11 protein-coding genes are annotated in these 15,823 nt (G+C 73.1%); 8 read left to right on the top strand and 3 right to left on the bottom strand.

Annotated features, from left to right (window positions below; genetic code table 11):
- Positions 1–13 precede the first annotated feature (13 nt).
- The 3 genes from ABZY12_RS16375 to ABZY12_RS16385 all read left to right on the top strand — a co-directional run bounded on the left by ABZY12_RS16375 (position 14) and on the right by ABZY12_RS16385 (position 4,262).
- Positions 14–562, top strand: a complete 549-nt coding sequence (locus tag ABZY12_RS16375; protein WP_356890685.1) for a DUF1707 and FHA domain-containing protein — start codon at positions 14–16, stop codon at positions 560–562.
- Between the two features lie 144 nt (positions 563–706).
- The gene (locus ABZY12_RS16380; RefSeq protein ID WP_356890687.1) at positions 707–3,001 is read left to right on the top strand and encodes an MMPL family transporter; all 2,295 of its coding nucleotides are present in this window, start codon (positions 707–709) and stop codon (positions 2,999–3,001) included.
- A 205-nt stretch (positions 3,002–3,206) separates the two neighbouring features.
- The gene (locus tag ABZY12_RS16385) at positions 3,207–4,262 is read left to right on the top strand and encodes a cytochrome P450 (protein WP_356890689.1); all 1,056 of its coding nucleotides are present in this window, start codon (positions 3,207–3,209) and stop codon (positions 4,260–4,262) included.
- A 58-nt stretch (positions 4,263–4,320) separates the two neighbouring features.
- On the opposite strand, the gene treY is transcribed toward ABZY12_RS16385, so the two are convergent.
- Positions 4,321–6,654 carry a malto-oligosyltrehalose synthase gene (gene treY / locus ABZY12_RS16390; protein ID WP_356890691.1) on the bottom strand — a complete coding sequence of 778 codons (2,334 nt, stop codon included), beginning with the start codon at positions 6,652–6,654 and terminating at the stop codon, positions 4,321–4,323.
- A 90-nt stretch (positions 6,655–6,744) separates the two neighbouring features.
- On the opposite strand from treY, the gene ABZY12_RS16395 reads away from it, so the two are divergent.
- On the top strand, positions 6,745–7,998 hold the full coding sequence (locus ABZY12_RS16395) for an MFS transporter (protein ID WP_356890859.1): 1,254 nt from the start codon (positions 6,745–6,747) through the stop codon (positions 7,996–7,998).
- Between the two features lie 144 nt (positions 7,999–8,142).
- On the opposite strand, the gene glgX is transcribed toward ABZY12_RS16395, so the two are convergent.
- Positions 8,143–10,263 carry a glycogen debranching protein GlgX gene (glgX, locus tag ABZY12_RS16400; protein ID WP_356890693.1) on the bottom strand — a complete coding sequence of 707 codons (2,121 nt, stop codon included), beginning with the start codon at positions 10,261–10,263 and terminating at the stop codon, positions 8,143–8,145.
- 147 nt (positions 10,264–10,410) lie between these two features.
- On the opposite strand from glgX, the gene ABZY12_RS16405 reads away from it, so the two are divergent.
- From ABZY12_RS16405 to ABZY12_RS16420, 4 genes are all read left to right on the top strand, one after another.
- On the top strand, positions 10,411–11,256 hold the full coding sequence (locus ABZY12_RS16405; protein WP_356890695.1) for a Tat pathway signal sequence domain protein: 846 nt from the start codon (positions 10,411–10,413) through the stop codon (positions 11,254–11,256).
- Between the two features lie 92 nt (positions 11,257–11,348).
- On the top strand, positions 11,349–12,656 hold the full coding sequence (locus ABZY12_RS16410; protein WP_356890697.1) for a copper amine oxidase: 1,308 nt from the start codon (positions 11,349–11,351) through the stop codon (positions 12,654–12,656).
- A gap of 108 nt (positions 12,657–12,764) precedes the next feature.
- Positions 12,765–14,024 carry an SAV2148 family HEPN domain-containing protein gene (locus ABZY12_RS16415; protein WP_356890699.1) on the top strand — a complete coding sequence of 420 codons (1,260 nt, stop codon included), beginning with the start codon at positions 12,765–12,767 and terminating at the stop codon, positions 14,022–14,024.
- A gap of 78 nt (positions 14,025–14,102) precedes the next feature.
- Positions 14,103–14,825, top strand: coding sequence for an exonuclease domain-containing protein (locus ABZY12_RS16420; protein ID WP_356890701.1), 723 nt, complete (start codon positions 14,103–14,105; stop codon positions 14,823–14,825).
- Between the two features lie 71 nt (positions 14,826–14,896).
- Here the strand turns inward: ABZY12_RS16420 and ABZY12_RS16425 are convergent, their stop codons facing one another.
- Entirely contained in the window at positions 14,897–15,760 is an 864-nt protein-coding gene (locus ABZY12_RS16425) for an aminoglycoside phosphotransferase family protein (protein ID WP_356890703.1), read from the bottom strand.
- Between the last annotated feature and the right edge of the window lie 63 nt (positions 15,761–15,823).

A 15,823-nucleotide genomic window follows, 5' to 3' on the forward strand; every position in this document is an offset into this window, starting at 1 on the left:
CGACAATCACGATGTGACGACCCCTTTCGAGTACCCCACGCCCTCCGCTCGGCTCTCCGACGCCGAGCGGGACCGTGCGCTGGTGCTGCTCCGGGAGGGTGCCGCGCAGGGCCGGCTCTCGCACGACACCTTCCTGTTCCGGATGGAGCGGGCGCTCGCCGCCCGCCGGCCCGACGAACTCGCCCTGCTGACCGCCGATCTGCGGACCGAGTCCACCTGGACCCGGCGTGTGGTGGGCGCGGTCGAGAAGATGTCCGCGTTCACGGCCAAGGTCGGGCGGGCCTGGCAGGCCGAGCGGCTGCCGAAGCTGCTGCTGCCCGCGCCCGGCCCCCACCCGCTGCGGATCGGCCGTGACCCGGCGAACGGCCTGAGGCTCAGCCACGAGACGGTCTCCCGGCTGCACGCCGAACTCTCCCTCCAGGGCGGCCTCTGGGTGCTGCGCGACCTCGGTTCGACCAACGGCACGACCGTCAACGGGCGCCGGGTGACCGGAGCCGTGGTGGTCCGGGCCGGCGACATGGTCGAGTTCGGACAGATGTCGTTCCGGCTCTCCCTGCGCTGAACCCCCGTCTCTCCTCTGGGTGTTCCCCTACGGGTGGGGGTAACCCCCCTGCGGTGCACCGGGGTCCACCAGTGACCGCGTACCGCCTCCGGCGGGAGGCTGGCCCCATCGGCACGGGTCGGCAGGTACGAGGGAGGTGCCCGTATGTCGGGCAGAGTTCCGGTCACGGTCAGGACGGCACAGTGGTGTGCCACGCACCCATGGAGGGCGATCGCCGGATGGGTGCTCCTTCTCGCGCTCTGCGTCGGCGCCGGGGCCGCGGCCGGGACGAACAAGGGGTCCTTCGCGGACTTCTGGGTCGGTGAGGCGGGGCGTGCCGAGGCCATGGCCTCGGGCAGCGGGCTCACCCCGCCTCCGGTCGAGCAGATACTGATCGAGCACGCGGCGGGGACGGCCGGGGGCGCGGTGGCCGGGTCGGGGGCGGCCGTGGGCGCGTCGCCCGGGTCCGGGGTGCTCGCGGCGGCCGCGGAGGACGTCGCCCGGCGGATGGCGGCCCTGCCCGCCGTCGAGGACGTCGCCGAACCGGTCCCGTCGCGTGACGGCGCGGCCCTGCGGGTCGCCGTCACGCTGCGCGGAGACAAGGAGACCGCCAAGGAGGACGTCGACGCCCTCCTCGCGCAGACCGCGGCGGTCAAGAAGGCCCATCCCGCGCTGCGGATCGAACAGACCGGCAGTGCCTCGATCTCCGTCGCCGTCAACGACAAGCAGGGGCAGGAGCTCCAGCGGACCGAGATGATCAGCCTCCCGGTGACCTTCCTGATCCTGCTCGTCGTCTTCGGCGCGGTCCTCGCCGCCGGAATCCCGGTCCTGCTCGCTCTGTTCGCCTTCGCGGGCGCGGTCGGTCTGTACGGGCTGGCCTCCTGGGTCTTCCCCGACGCGGGCGGCGCGGCGCTGAGCGTCATCTTCATGATGGGCATGGCCGTCGGCGTCGACTACTCCCTCTTCTTCCTGAAGCGGGCCCGTGAGGAGCGGGAGCGCTCGGGCGGCTCGATCTCCCCCGCCCGCGCCGTCGAACTGGCCGCCGCGACCTCCGGACGGGCGGTGGTGGACTCCGGTCTCGCCGTGGCGCTCTCGCTGGCCGGTCTGTACGTCGTCGGGGACGTGATCTTCTCCTCGATCGCCACCGGCGCCATTCTGGTCACGCTCGTGGCCGTCGGCGGCTCACTGACCGTCCTTCCCGCCCTCCTGGCCGCGCTGGGGCACCGGATGGACGGCGGCCGGCTCGCCCGCCGCTCCCGGCGGCGGGGCGGGCGGGGGGAGGGGCGGCTGTGGGCCGCCGTGCTGCGGCCCGTCGTACGCCGTCCGCTGGTCTCGCTGGTCGCGGGACTCGTCGTGACCGTCGCGCTCGCCGCGCCCGCGCTCGGCATGAGGCTCGGCACCGAGGGCAAGGAGACGTTCCCGGACAGCGTCCCCGCGGTCGCCGCGTACGACCGCCTGGTGACCGCCTTCCCCTCCGAGGGGCCCGCGCATCTCGTCCTGGTGCGCGGTGACGACCCGGCGGCGCCGCTGCGGCGACTGGCCGAGGCCACGCGGGGCGACCGGCTCTTTGCACAGGACCGGATGCCGGTGGTGCGGACCGCCGAGGACGGCCGTACGGCACTGCTCGCGCTGCCCGTCCCGTACGCCCAGAACTCGCCCGAGGCCACCCGCTCCCTGGAGAAGGTCCGGGGAGAGCTGCTGCCCGCCGCCGTCGCGGGAACGGGAACGGAAGGAGCGACGGGAACGGGAGCCGGGACGGGAACGGGAGCGCCCGGGGCGCAGTGGGCGGTGTCGGGGGAGATCGCGGCCGGCGCCGACTACGCGGCGCACCAGGAGCGGCGGCTGCCCTGGGTGGTGGCCCTCGTCGCGCTCGCGACCTTCGCGGTGATGTTCGCGGCGTTCCGCTCGGTGGTGATGGCGGCGGTCGGCATGCTGCTCAACCTGGCGGCGGTGCTGGTGGCGTGGGGCGTCCTCACCCTGGTGTTCCAGGGCCGTTGGGCGGAGGGCCCGCTCGGGTTCGAGTCGTTGGGCTTCGTCGGCTCCCGTACTCCTCTGATGGTCTTCGCGATCCTCGTGGGGCTCTCCACGGACTACCAGATCTTCGTCGTCAGCCGGATCAGGGAGGCCGTCCGCCGTGGAGTGCCGACGCGGACGGCGGTGGTGGACGGGATCGCCGGCTCGGCGAGCGTGGTGACGAGCGCCGCGGTGATCATGGTGTCGGTCTTCGTCAGCTTCCTGTTCATCGACCGCATCGAGATGAAGCAGATCGCGGTGGGTCTGACCGTCGCGGTCCTGTTCGACGCGATCGTGCTGCGTGCGGTGATCCTGCCGTCCGCGATGGCGCTCCTCGGCGACCGTGCCTGGTGGCCCGAGCGCCCGCCCACCGACCGGTCGCCGAAGCATCCTGCGCATCCGGCGCCTCCAGTGCCCTCGCGGGCGGCGCGGCCGGTCGGGGCCTGAGCCGGGGCGACGGGGGCGGTGACGCCCGGGCGCGGGATCGGTCACCTCCGCGCACGCTGTCCCCGCCTCGACAGCACGGAGTGATTCACCCGTTCGGCGGTATGTCGACTGCGGCGGGCGTCGGCCGGTGGTGGGGTGGTGAGACGCGCGCCAGGATTGTCCGGCCGCGGCAGCCACCCACAGCGGAACCCACCGAGGGGGCGCGATGAGCGACAGGCCGAAGCCGGCGATACGGCAGGACAGCTGGGCGCAGGTCCCGCCCATGGAGCCCGCGCCCTCCCTCCGCGCCCGCGCCGCCGCCGGGCGCGTCCGGGGCACCGGACCCGCCGACACCGACCGTGCCCCCGCGCGCACCGTCGCCCCCAGCCCCCTCGACCCCGGGGCCACCCGGATCCCGCACCGCGTCCACCGCGTGCTCCGGGAGGAGTTCCCGCTCACCTTCGACCCGATGCTGCGGGCCTGGGTGCTCAGCCGGTACGCCGACGTCGCCGGCGCGCTCACCGACGCCCGGTTCACCCACGGCCACCGGCCCGGCGACCCGCCCTGCGCGACCGGCCACGTCGACGTCGACGAGGCCGAGCTGCGGGCCGTCGCCGAACGCACCGCCCACCTCCTCGCCCGCCGTATCGCCGACCGGCGCCAGGCCGACCTCGTGGCCGACTACTGCCACTGGCTGCCCGCCGGAACCGTCGCCGCCGCCATCGGGGTGCCCTACCGCGACATGATGCGGCTGGTGCGCGGCCGGGCCGCCTCCGCGCCGGCCGGCCGGTGCACCGCGCAGATCGCGGCACGCGAGAAGGCCCTGGCCTCCTTCCTCGCCAACGTCCTGACCGACCCGGACCTGACGAACGCGCTCCGCGACGCCCCCTCGGGCCTGATCGCCCGCGCCTGGACCGAGTCGCTGCGCCGCGACCCGCCCGTGCAGATCGCCGTACGCAGGACCCGCGCCGAGGTCCGGGTGAGCGGCGGCACGATCCCGGCGGGCGAGCCGGTCGCCCTCCTGATCGGCTCCGCCGGGCGCGACCCGGAACGCTTCCGCGCACCCGACCGCTACGACCCGCTGCGCGACGACCCCGGCCAGCTCACCTACGGCTCCGGCGCGTGCCCCGCCGTCCTGCTGGCCGGCTTCGAGGCGGAGTACGCCCTGCGCGCCCTGTTCGACGTGATGCCCCGTCTGCGCGTCGCCGACGGCTACCTCCCCGAGTACACGGGGCTGATCACCCGAGGCCCCCGGAACCTCCTCGTCCGCCCCGGCGGCTGACCGCACCTCCCGGGGCGCCCGATCCACGCCCCGGGGCCCGGCCCCCACCGCCCGTCCGTCACTCGCGCAGACGGGCCAGCAAGGCCACCGGGCGTTCGTCGAACAGCTCCGCGAGCTTGACCTCCGTGGCCGCGCCGCCCGTGAACTCGCGTACGCCGTCGAGCAGATCGGCCCAGCGGCCGTCCGGGAGCACCAGCTCGGTGTCCTGCCAGCCACCCGCCTCCGCCAGCCGAAGCGGCAGGCGCGTGACCGCCGTGACCACCTCGCCCGAGCGGGTGAAGGCCAGACAGTGGGCCGCCGCCGGGCCGGACGCGGTCAGTGGGGCGTAGCTCCCCGGCTCGCCGAAGACCTCCGGGCGCTCCCGCCGGAGCCGTAGCGCCGCCCGCACCACCGCCGTCTTGTCGTCGTCCGGACCGACCTCGAACGGCCGCCGGTTGTCCGGGTCGACCAGCGCCCGGTACTCCCGTTCCGTCCCCTGGTACAGATCCGGCACCCCGGGCATCGTCAGATGCACCAGCGCCGCGCCGAGAAGGTGCGCCCGGATGTGCGGCTCCAGGGCGAACGCCGCCTCCGACGCCGAGCGCAGCGGGATACGGCCGGGACCCGCCGCCACGAAGTCGGCGACCGCCCGTTCGTAGACCTCGTCGGGCTCGGTCCAGCTGGTGTGCAGTCCCGCCTCCCGTACGGACTTCAGCACGGCCGGGCCGAGACGCGCCGCGTCCGGCGTGCCGAAGCCGAACGCGGTCTGCCACGCCGTCCACGCCAGATGCGGATCGGGCGCCGGCACCCCGGAGACCTCGTCCAGCAACTCCGCCCAGACGGCGGGGCACTGGGCGAGTACGGCGATACCCGCCCGGACGTCCGCGCTGCGCTTGGTGTCGTGCGTGGTCAGCACCGTGCCGGTGGCCGGCCAGTCGTGGGCGAGCCGTGCGCAGTACGCGTGGAACTCCTCCGGCGTGACCGCCGGCCGGCCGGGCTCTCCGCCCACCTCGTTGGCCGAGAGGAGCGGTGTGTAGCGGTAGAAGGCCGTGTCCTCCACGGACTTGGCCCGCAGGGCGGAGGACGTCTGGGCGAACCTCGCCCGGAACGCCCGGTGTTCGGCTCCGTCCCCGAGCCGCCCGAGCGCCAGCTCCCGAACCGTGTCCACGACCGCGGCCTCCTCCGCCACCGCGAAGGCCGCCTTCGCCCCTCGGGCCGCTTCGGGGGTGAGGACCGCCTCCCCGCCCGTCCGGTAGGTGCGGTAGACCGGGACCCGGACGAGGAGTTCGCGGATCGCGGTCAGCAGCGCCCAGGGCGCGTGGTCCCGCAGCTCCGGATCGGCGGCACAGATCCGCTTCGCGATCCTGGTCAGCGCGGCCGTCTCCGCGGCCAGTTCGTGGGTCACGACCTTGTACGCGGCCCGGCGCGCGGTCGCCTCCCAGCAGCCGCCCCTGTCCGAGGCCCGCCCGACGAACTCGCGGTACACGTCCCGCAGTTCGTCCGCCCCGACCGGGTCCACGAAGACTCCGTCGACGTACCGCAGCGCGTCGTAGCCCGTGGTGCCGCCGACGGGCCACTCCGCGGGCAGCGGTTCCGTCCCGGTGAGGATCTTCTCGACCACCGTCCAGCACCGTCCGTCCGTCGCCTCGCGGAGCCGCTCCAGATAGCCCTGGGGGTCGGCGAGCCCGTCCGGGTGGTCGATCCGCAAGCCCTCGACCACCCCGTCCCGTACCAGCTCCACGATCTTGGCGTGGGTCGCGTCGAAGACCTCGGGGTCCTCGACCCGTACCCCGATCAGGTCCGAGATGGTGAAGAAGCGGCGGTAGTTGAGCTCCGTGCGGGCCAGCCGCCACCAGGCGAGGCGGTACCACTGGGCGTCGAGCAGCTCGGTGAGCGGCAGCCCCTCCGTGCCGTCCCGGAGCGGGAACTCCTGCTCGTCGATGCGCAGGGTCCCGTCCGCCACGCGCATCCGCTCCCGTACCTCGGGAAGTCTGGCCGGCAGCACGGGAAGCAGGATCCGCCCGTCTCCCGCCTCCCAGTCGATGTCGAACCAGCGGGCGTAGGGCGAGCCCGGGCCCTCCCGGAGCACGTCGCGCAGGGCGTGGTTGTACCGGGGCGACGCCGCCATGTGGTTGGGCACGAGGTCGACGACCAGCCCGAGGCCATGGGCGCGGGCGGTCGCGGCGAGGGAACGCAGGCCGTCCTCGCCGCCGAGTTCGGCCCGGACGGCGCGATGGTCGGTGACGTCGTACCCGTGGGCGGAGCCCGGCACGGCCTCCAGGACCGGCGAGAGATGGAGATGGGAGACTCCGAGGCCGGCCAGATGGGGGACGGCACGCTCGGCGGACGCGAACGGGAAGTCCGGCTGGAGCTGCAGCCGGTACGTGGCGGTGGGCGTGGGCGAGGGCGTCATGCGAACGTACGTACCCCGCTGGGCGGCTTCTGTGTCATCGCCCCATGCGTCCGTTCGTATGTATCGCGTCAACTTCGCGTGATGCTCCGGATGTATCGCGACACGATGTCCCTGCTCGGGCCGGCGCTGCCGGTGGTCTCGTTCCTGGGCCGGCTTCCCACCGCCATGTGCCAGCTCGGCAGCCTGCTCCTGGTCGCCGAGACGAGCGGTTCCCTGACGACGGCGGGGCTCGCGGGCGGGGCGCTCGCGGCCGGCCAGACGGTAGCCGGACCGGTGATCGGCCGGCTCGCCGACCGGCGCGGGCAGCGGGGCGTCGTGCTCGCCGCCTCCCTCGCCAACGCGGTCTGCGTCGCCGCGCTGGTGGTGGCGGCGCTCGCCCACGCGTCGACCGGCCGGCTGATGCTGCTCGGCGCGCTCGCGGGGGCGAGCGTTCCGCAGGTCGGGCCGCTGGCCCGGACCCGGTCGGTGGCGCTGGTCCGGCGGAGCGGCGCGGACGACCGGGCGGTGGGGACGGTGCTGTCCTTCGAAGGCACCCTCGACGAGGTCTCCTTCGTCCTCGGACCGGCCCTCGTCGGCCTCGCCGCGGCGCTTGCCCACCCGGCGGCCGCCCTGCTCCTCGCCGCCGTCCTCCTGGCGACCTGCGGTACGGCCTTCGCCCTGCACCCGTCGGCCCGGGCGGCCGAGGGCGGCGGGGAGGAGCGCGGCACCGGGAAGCCGGCCGTCACCACCCGTACGGGCGCCGCCGAACGGGCGCGGCTGCCCGGGGCCGCGTACGCCCTTCGGGTCACGATGGTGCTGCAGGGCGCCATGTTCGGGGCTTCGCAGGCCGGGATCACCGCGCTCACCGAGAAGCTCGGCGCACCGGCCCAGGCCGGTCTCGTCTACGCCGCCATGGGAGTGATGAGCGCGGCCGTCGGACTCTCGATGGCCGCGGTACCCGCGCGGATCGGGCTGCCGACGCGCTGGCGCGCGGCCACCGTCGCGCTCGTCGTCCTCTCCCTCCCCCTCGTCCTCGTCGACTCCCTCGGGGCGCTGTACACGGTCGTGATCGTCCTCGGCGCCGCCTACGCGCCGCACCTCATCACCGTCTTCGGCCTCACCGAGCGGACCGTCCCGGCAAGCCGGATGGCCGAGTCGATGGCCTTCCTGACCAGCGGGATCGTCGGCGGCCAGGCGCTCGCACTCGCCCTGTCCGGCCGTCTGGCGGAGAGCCACGGCGCACCCGCCGCGTTCGCCGTGGCCGTCGTCGCGGCCGTGCTGTGCGCGGTCCTGTCCTGGACGGTACGGACCCGGCCCCCGACGCCGGACCTGGCGGAGCGGCCGGCCGCGAGCAACAGCGCCTGACCGGCGGGCGTCCACGGAACACCAGCGCCGGCGGGTCCGCCCCCGGCCCCGGCCCGGGTCCGGCCGGCGGCGAGGGGGGCTCCGGCCCGGGACGACGGGCTCCGGCCCGGGCCGACGGGACCCGGGCCGGGACGCCCCGGCGCGCTATGCCGGTCGGCGCAGCACCGTGAGGCTGAGCGGTGCCAGGGTCACCCGTTCGCCCGCCGCCACCTTGGGGCCCTCCTGGGGCGGGATGCCCTCCGGGTGGGAGGTGTCGACCACGACGCGCCAGGTCTGGCCGTGGTTGACCGGCACCTCGAACTCCAGCTCCTGCGAGGACGCGTTGAACATCAGCAGGAAGGAGTCGTCGGCGATCCGCTCACCCTGCGCCCCCGGCTCCGAGATCGCGTTGCCGTTGAGGAAGACCGACAGCGCCTGGGCGTGCGCCGCCTGCCAGTCCCGCGCGGTCATCTCCACGCCCTCCGGCGTGAACCAGGCGATGTCGGTCAGCTCGTCGTGCGTGCCCTCCACCGGCCGCCCGTGGAAGAAGCGGCGGCGGCGGAAGACCGGATGGTCCCGGCGCAACCGGACCATCGCCCGGGTGAACTCCAGGAGCGTGCCCTCCTCCTCGGCACCCGGCTCCGGCCAGCGCACCCACGACACCTCGTTGTCCTGGCAGTAGGCGTTGTTGTTGCCGCCCTGCGTCCGCCCGAACTCGTCGCCGTGGCTGAGCATCGGCACGCCCTGCGAGAGCATCAGCGTCGCCAGGAAGTTGCGCATCTGGCGGGCGCGCAGCTCCCTGATGCCGATGTCGTCCGTCTCGCCCTCGGCGCCGCAGTTCCAGGACCGGTTGTGGCTCTCCCCGTCCCGGTTGCCCTCGCCGTTCGCCTCGTTGTGCTTCCCGTCGTACGACACGAGATCGCGCAGCGTGAAGCCGTCGTGGCAGGTCACGAAGTTCACCGAGGCGAGCGGGCGCCGGCCGTCGTCCTGGTAGAGGTCGGACGAGCCGGTCAGCCGGGAGGCGAACTCGGCGAGCGTCCGGGGCTCGCCCCGCCACAGATCCCGTACACAGTCGCGGTACTTCCCGTTCCACTCCGTCCAGAGCGGCGGGAAGTTGCCCACCTGATAGCCGCCCTCGCCCACGTCCCACGGCTCGGCGATCAGCTTGACCTGGCTGACCACCGGGTCCTGCTGCACCAGGTCGAAGAAGGACGACAGCCGGTCCACCTCGTGGAACTGGCGGGCGAGTGTCGCCGCCAGGTCGAAGCGGAAGCCGTCGACATGCATCTCCGTGACCCAGTACCGCAACGAGTCCATGATCAGCTGGAGCACGTGCGGGGACCGCATGAGCAGCGAGTTCCCGGTCCCGGTGGTGTCGGTGTAGTACCGGCGGTCGTTCGAGAGCCGGTAGTACGAGGGGTTGTCCAGGCCCTTCAGGGAGAGTGTGGGGCCCAGGTGGTTGCCCTCGGCGGTGTGGTTGTAGACCACGTCGAGGATGACCTCGATCCCCGCCTGGTGCAGAGCCCGCACCGCCGACTTGAACTCCAGGACCTGCTGGCCCCGGTCGCCCCAGGAGGCGTAGGCGTTGTGCGGGGCGAAGAAACCGATGGTGTTGTAGCCCCAGTAGTTCGCCAGGCCCGCGTCCACCAGCCGGTGGTCGTTGACGAACTGGTGCACGGGCATCAATTCCAGCGCCGTGACGCCCAGTTCCTTGAGATGGCCGATCACCGAGGGGTGAGCGAGGCCGGCGTACGTACCGCGCAGCTCCTCCGGCAGCTCCGGGTGGAGCATCGTCAGGCCCTTCACATGGGCCTCGTAGATGACCGTACGGTGATAGTCCGTGCGCGGACGCCGGTCGTCGCCCCAGTCGAAGTAGGGGTTGACCACGACCGAGGTCATCGTGTGGGGCGCGGAGTCGAGGTCGTTGCGGGAGTCCGGCCGCCCGAAGTGGTAGCCGTACACCGCCTCGCCCCAGTCGATCGAGCCCGAGACCGCACGGGCGTACGGGTCGAGGAGCAGCTTCGCGGAGTTGCAGCGAAGCCCGCGCTCCGGCGCGTACGGACCGTGGACCCGGAATCCGTACCGCTGACCCGGCATCACGCCCGGTAGATACGCGTGGCGGACGAAGGCGTCCGTCTCGCGCAGCTCCACCGCCGTCTCCGAGCCGTCGTCATGGATCAGACACAACTCGATTCTGTCGGCGGCCTCCGAGAAGACCGCGAAGTTCGTTCCGGCGCCGTCGTAGGTGGCGCCCAGGGGATACGCCTGTCCCGGCCAGACCTGCATAGATAAGACTCTTCCATTCTGATCCGGGTGTGGGGGTGCACTCCGGCCAAATCCTGCCCGAAAGACGGGCAACCTCCTAGGACTTCGGTCCGTCCTACCGGGTGACCGCAGTGAAATCGGGGAGAACAGCAGCAGAAGGGGGGAAGTGTGCACGAAATAGTGCGCCGCCATCTGGGGAAGGTGCTGGCGGGCGCGGCCATGGCGGTGACGGGGACCGCCGTCATGGTCGGTATCACCCTGCCGGGGACCGCGGGTGCGGACGACACGCCGAGGACCGGTGTCGCGGGTGGCCGCAGCGCCGGATCCGTTGCGGGCGAGGGTGCGGGTGCCGACGTCGGCGGCACGTCCGACGGCACCGCGCCGGAACCCGCGAAGGTGGCCGCCGCGCCGCCCGAGGGGAAGAAGGGTGTGGGCACCGACCCGCTCACCGACGACGAGCTGAAGCGGGCCGAGGAGCTGGCGCTGACCCCGCCGGCCAGGGCCGCGCAACGCGACGTCGAAGGGGCCCGGGGCCCCCAGCACCTGGCCACCGAACTGGCCGACCCGCGTCCGGAGGAGGCCGACGACCCGGCCGCGCCACGCCGTGCCGAGGTGCGGTTCTACGACTACGAACGCGACGAGCTGATCACCCGTACCGTCGACCTCACCACCGGGAAGGTGGAGAGCGCGGTCGCCCAGCGCGGGGTGCAGCCCTCGGCGCACCCGGAGGAGCTGCGTGAGGCGCTGGAACTCATCCTGAAGAGCCCGCTCGGCAACGGCGTCCGGGAGGACTACAAGGACGCCACGGGCAAGGCGCTGACCTCGGTGGACCAGCTCTGGTTCAACGGGGACGTCTACCGCCCCTACCGCGAGGCCGAGGTCCCCGCGGGGCTCACCGCGTGCGGTGAACACCGGTGTGTCCGCCTGGTCACCAAGGTCCACAACGGTTCCTGGATCGACACGCGGAATCTGATCGTCGACCTCAGCGCCCGGACCGTCACCCGCGTCGGCTGACCGCCGCATCCGTTCGTCCGGTCTCTCGCGCGGCCCGACCACCCGCGCATCCGTCCGCCTTCCGCACTTCCGTACGAGGGAGTTCGTCCATCATGTCCACCCCGTCGCTCTCGCGCGCCCGCAGGCACGGCGCCGTGCTCGCCGCGGCCGCCCTGCTCGGCACCGCCACGGCCGCCGCCGGCCCGGCGACCTCCGCCACCGCGGCACCCGCCGCGCCCGCCGCGCCCCGCCCGGACTGTTCCGCCGCGTACCGCATCGAGCAGAAGCTCGACGGCGGCACCACCTGGCGCATGTGCTGGCGCTACGACACCGACTCCGGGCTCGTCCTGGACAAGGTCACCTACCAGCCCAAGAGCGCGAGCGCTCCGATCCGGGTGCTCACCAGCGCCAAGCTCGCCCAGATCCATGTGCCGTACGACGACGGCAACGCCGAGTACGACGATCTCACCGGCGCCGGGTTCGGCTGGGGACTGCAGAACCTGAAGCCGGCCGAGTGCCCCGGTGGCACGATCACCTCCGTGAAGGTGCCGGAGGTCGGCAAGGTCGACGGCCTGTGCACCACGACCCGGGCGCGCGGGCACGCGTACCGGATGGCCAACGACGAGGGCACCAAGGTCTGGCAGGCCCAGGGCAAGGACCTGCTCGTCTACACCGTGAACAAGGTCGCCTGGTACGAGTACATCACCGAGTGGCGGTTCTCCTCCGACGGCACGATCGCCGCCAACGTCGGCGCCACCGGCAGCCTCTCGCCCGCCGACTACAACGCCACCGACGGCCGCGGCTGGCCCATCGGACCCGGCGCCCGCTCCTACGCCACCAGCCACGCCCACAACGTCTTCTGGCGACTCGACTTCGGCCTCGACGGCAGCGTCAAGGACCGGATCGAGCAGTACGACTCCAAGGTCACCGCTCCCGGCGGCAACGGCGGCCCGACCGTGAAGACCACCCGCACCCCGGTCACCAAGGAACTCGCCGGGGACGCGAAGAACATGCGCTGGTGGCGGGTGGTCAGCGCGAACGGCAAGAACAAGGACGGCCACCCCCGGTCGTACGAGATCGTGCCCGGACCCTCGAACACCCACGCCGGCCGCGGCTTCACCAAGCACGACATCTACTTCACGCAGAGCCGCGCCTGCGAGCAGTTCGCCAGCAACAACATCCTCAACTGTGGCCGAAACGCGCCCGACAGCGTGGACAAGTGGGTCAACGGGGAGACGCTGACCGACCCCGCCGTCTGGGTCAACATCGGGTTCCACCACATCGCCCGGGACGAGGACCAGCAGCCGATGCCGGTCCACTGGCAGGGTTTCCAGCTCGCACCCAGGGACGTAACCGCTATGAATCCGCTCACTCCGCCCGATCTCGCCAACCAGAACGGCACACCGAGTCAGGGGAGTTGAGCAAGGAGCCTGGCGATCCTGCTGCACCGCCTCCCGCTCCCGGAGTACCCTTCCTTGATCTTGTCGGACTGGTCAGACGGGCGTCCAGGAGCAGAAGGCGGTGCGCGGGTGAGCTCGGGAGGTCTGGAGCTGCCCCCAGGTGACGCGGGTCACGAGGGGAGTTCCCCCGAACCCGGTGAGGTGCCGCCCGGAGCGGTCTCCGTCGCCAGGCCGATGGAGATCGGGGCGGAGCTCGACTGGGGCGCCGAAGCCTGGAGCGAGGTGCGCACCCGGGCCCAGCGGGCGGGGCGCGCCTATATCTGGCTGAATCTCGTCGAGCAACGGCTGCGGGCCGTGGTCGCGGCGGTCCTGCGTCCCGTGTACGAGCCGGTGCACGGCGAGGACTGGGTGGTGGCCGCGGCCGGTCCGGCCGGGCAGGAGTGGGTGCAGCGGGCCGTCGCGGTCCGGGAGGTCTCGCGGCGCAAGGGGTATCTCCTCGACCCGGCGGACGACAACGTTCTCAGCTTCCTCACGCTGCCGCAGCTGCGGGAGCTGATGGTGCAGCACTGGCCGTGCTTCGAGCCGTACTTCGACGACCGGCGCGAGGTCGAACTCGCGCTGGACGAGCTGGAGGTGACGCGCAATGTCGTCTCCCGCAACCGGGCCCTGTCGCTGACCGTGCTGGCCCAGTCCGAGCGGGCCTCCGCCCGGCTCCTGGAGATCCTCGGCACCGGGGCGGGGGTGCCGTCGGCCGACCGGCTGCCGGTCGACGCCGTCGAGGACCTCGTCGGCGACCGGTACGCCGACGTGGTCTCCGTCCACCCCGACCGGGTCAGGCTCCAGCGGCAGCTGCCGGCCGAGGACCTCTTCGGCGGGGCCCGGCGCCTCGACGCCACCGGCATAGGACTGAATCTGCTGGTGCAGAACTTCTCCGGGCGGCGGCTCGTCCGGCTGGCCGAGTCAGGCTGCCGGATACGGCTGCTCTTCCTCAACCCGGCCAGCAGCGCCGTCAAGCGGCGCGAGCGGGAACTCGGCCTCAAGAAGGGCGAGCTGAGCCGCTCGGTGGAGATGAACATCCTCCACATGCGGCGGGTCCGCTCCAAGCTGCGCGACCCGGGCGCCTTCCAGATCCACGTGTTCGACGAGACGCCGCGCTTCACCGCGTACCTCGTCGACGGCGACGGGCCGGACGGGGTCGGTGTCGTCCAGTCGTATCTGCGGCGGGCGCGGGGGATGGAGGCGCCGGTCCTCGTGCTGCGCGGGGGCGGGCGGAACGTGGTGCGCTCGGGCCGGCCATCCGGGGACAACGGGGTCGGAGAACACGGACTTTTCGCGACATACAGGGAGGAGTTCGAGTCGGTGTGGCTCGACTCCCGGCCCGTCTCGTGAGTTCGCCGCGGACGGCGTTGTCAGTGGCGCGTGCGAGGGTGTTCAGCACCACGGGGGAGATCACGTAAGGAGGACCCGATGACTTGGCATGGGGAAGAGCTGGTCGGCTTCGACCTGGAGACGACGGGCACCGAACCACTGGAGGCGCGGATCGTGACGGCCTCGGTCGTCGGCGTCCACGGCGGACGGGTGGTACGGCAGCGCGACTGGCTCGCCGACCCCGGGATCCGCATCCCGGCGCAGGCGTCCGCGATCCACGGCATCAGCAGCGAGCGGGCGGCGGCCGAGGGGCGGCCGGTGCGCGAGGTCGCCGACGAGATCGCCGAGGCACTGACCGGTTACTGGTCCCAGGGCGTGCCGGTCGTGGCGTACAACGCTGCCTTCGACCTGACCCTGCTCTCCGCCGAACTGCGCCGCCACGGCCTTCCCTCGCTGAGCGAACGGCTCGGCGGCGCCGCCACGGGTCCGGTCATCGACCCGTACACCATCGACCGGGCCGTCGACCGCTATCGCCGGGGGAAGCGGACCCTGGAAGCGGTCTGCGGGGAGTACGGCGTGGTCCTCGAAGCGGCCCACCAGGCGGCCGCCGACGCCCTGGCCGCCGTGCGGGTGGCCGTCGCGATAGCCGACCGGCACCCGTCGGTCGCCGCGCTGACCCCGGCCGAGCTGCACGCACGCCAGATCGGCTGGTACCGCGACTGGGCCGAGGACTTCCAGGACTTCCTGCGCCGCAAGGGCAGCCCGGACGCGGTCGTCGACCCGTCCTGGCCGCTGCGGGAAGCCGTGGTCGTGGCGGGCTGACGCGTACCGAAGCCGCGCAAGAGGCCGGAGTGACGCACCCTGCGTCCGGCGGCGGGCAGGGCCGAACCCGGTCAGAACGGATACCAGCGCACCTCCGGGTCACCGTCCCGCAGCGAGGCGACCCGCCGCTCGAACTCGGCCAGGGCCTTGGGGTTGGTCGGCGCGTGCTGGGCCACCCAGGCGCAGCTCGCCGTCTCCCGGGCCCCGCGCAGTACCGCGCACCCCTCCCACTCCCGGACGTCCCAGCCGTACGCCTCGGTGAACGCGTCGTACGCGGCCGGGTCGAGCCCGTACCGGTCGCGGGAGAGGGCGAGCACCACCAGGTCGTGCTCGCGCAGATCTGAGGAGAAGGTCTCCAGGTCGACCACGACCGGCCCGTCGGGGCCGACATGGACGTTGCGGGGCAGCGCGTCGCCGTGGATCGGGCCGGGAGCGAGACGAGGAACGAGCGCGGCCGCCGCCGGCGCGAAGGCGTCGCGTCGCTCACGCAGATAGGCCGCGTCGGCCGGGTCGACGGCGTCGCCCGCGAGCCGCAGCCAGCGCTCGACCCCGCCGAGCAGTTCCCGGCGGGGGAGCGTGAACGAGGCGGGCTCGCCCAGGGCGTGGATCCGGCGGAGCAGTGGGGCCAGGTCGCGGGGCTCGGCGGGACGTACGGCCTCGGGCAGCCGGTGCCAGAGGGTGACCGGGTGGCCCTCCACCAGACGCGGCTTCGGTTCCGCCGCCCTTACCGCCGGTACGCCGGCCTCGGCGAGCCAGTCGGCGAGCGCCAGCTCACGCTCGGCGCGGGCCAGCAGCTCCGCGTCCCGGCCGATCTTGATCACCAGATCGCCCGTCGCGAAGACCGCGTTCTCACCGAGCGCGAGCAGCGACGCCTCCGGTTCCCGGGCCGGCAGCTCCGCGGCGGCCAGGATCTCCCGTGCCCGCGCCTCGTCCATACGTCTCTCCGTCTCCGACCGATGGGGGTCTGCCCGATGCGTGTGCGAATGAGCCAAAGTCTC

This window comes from Streptomyces sp. NPDC006551 (genome assembly GCF_040611675.1).
GTDB lineage: Bacteria > Actinomycetota > Actinomycetes > Streptomycetales > Streptomycetaceae > Streptomyces.

Bases quoted from the DNA above. Each gene is read 5' to 3' on its own strand.
- ABZY12_RS16380 (WP_356890687.1), top strand. From the start codon at position 707: ATGTCGGGCAGAGTTCCGGTCACGGTCAGGACGGCACAGTGGTGTGCC.
- ABZY12_RS16385 (WP_356890689.1), top strand. From the start codon at position 3,207: ATGAGCGACAGGCCGAAGCCGGCGATACGGCAGGACAGCTGGGCGCAG.
- treY (WP_356890691.1), bottom strand. From the start codon at position 6,654: ATGACGCCCTCGCCCACGCCCACCGCCACGTACCGGCTGCAGCTCCAG.
- ABZY12_RS16395 (WP_356890859.1), top strand. From the start codon at position 6,745: ATGTATCGCGACACGATGTCCCTGCTCGGGCCGGCGCTGCCGGTGGTC.
- glgX (WP_356890693.1), bottom strand. From the start codon at position 10,263: ATGCAGGTCTGGCCGGGACAGGCGTATCCCCTGGGCGCCACCTACGAC.
- ABZY12_RS16410 (WP_356890697.1), top strand. From the start codon at position 11,349: ATGTCCACCCCGTCGCTCTCGCGCGCCCGCAGGCACGGCGCCGTGCTC.
- ABZY12_RS16420 (WP_356890701.1), top strand. From the start codon at position 14,103: ATGACTTGGCATGGGGAAGAGCTGGTCGGCTTCGACCTGGAGACGACG.
- ABZY12_RS16425 (WP_356890703.1), bottom strand. From the start codon at position 15,760: ATGGACGAGGCGCGGGCACGGGAGATCCTGGCCGCCGCGGAGCTGCCG.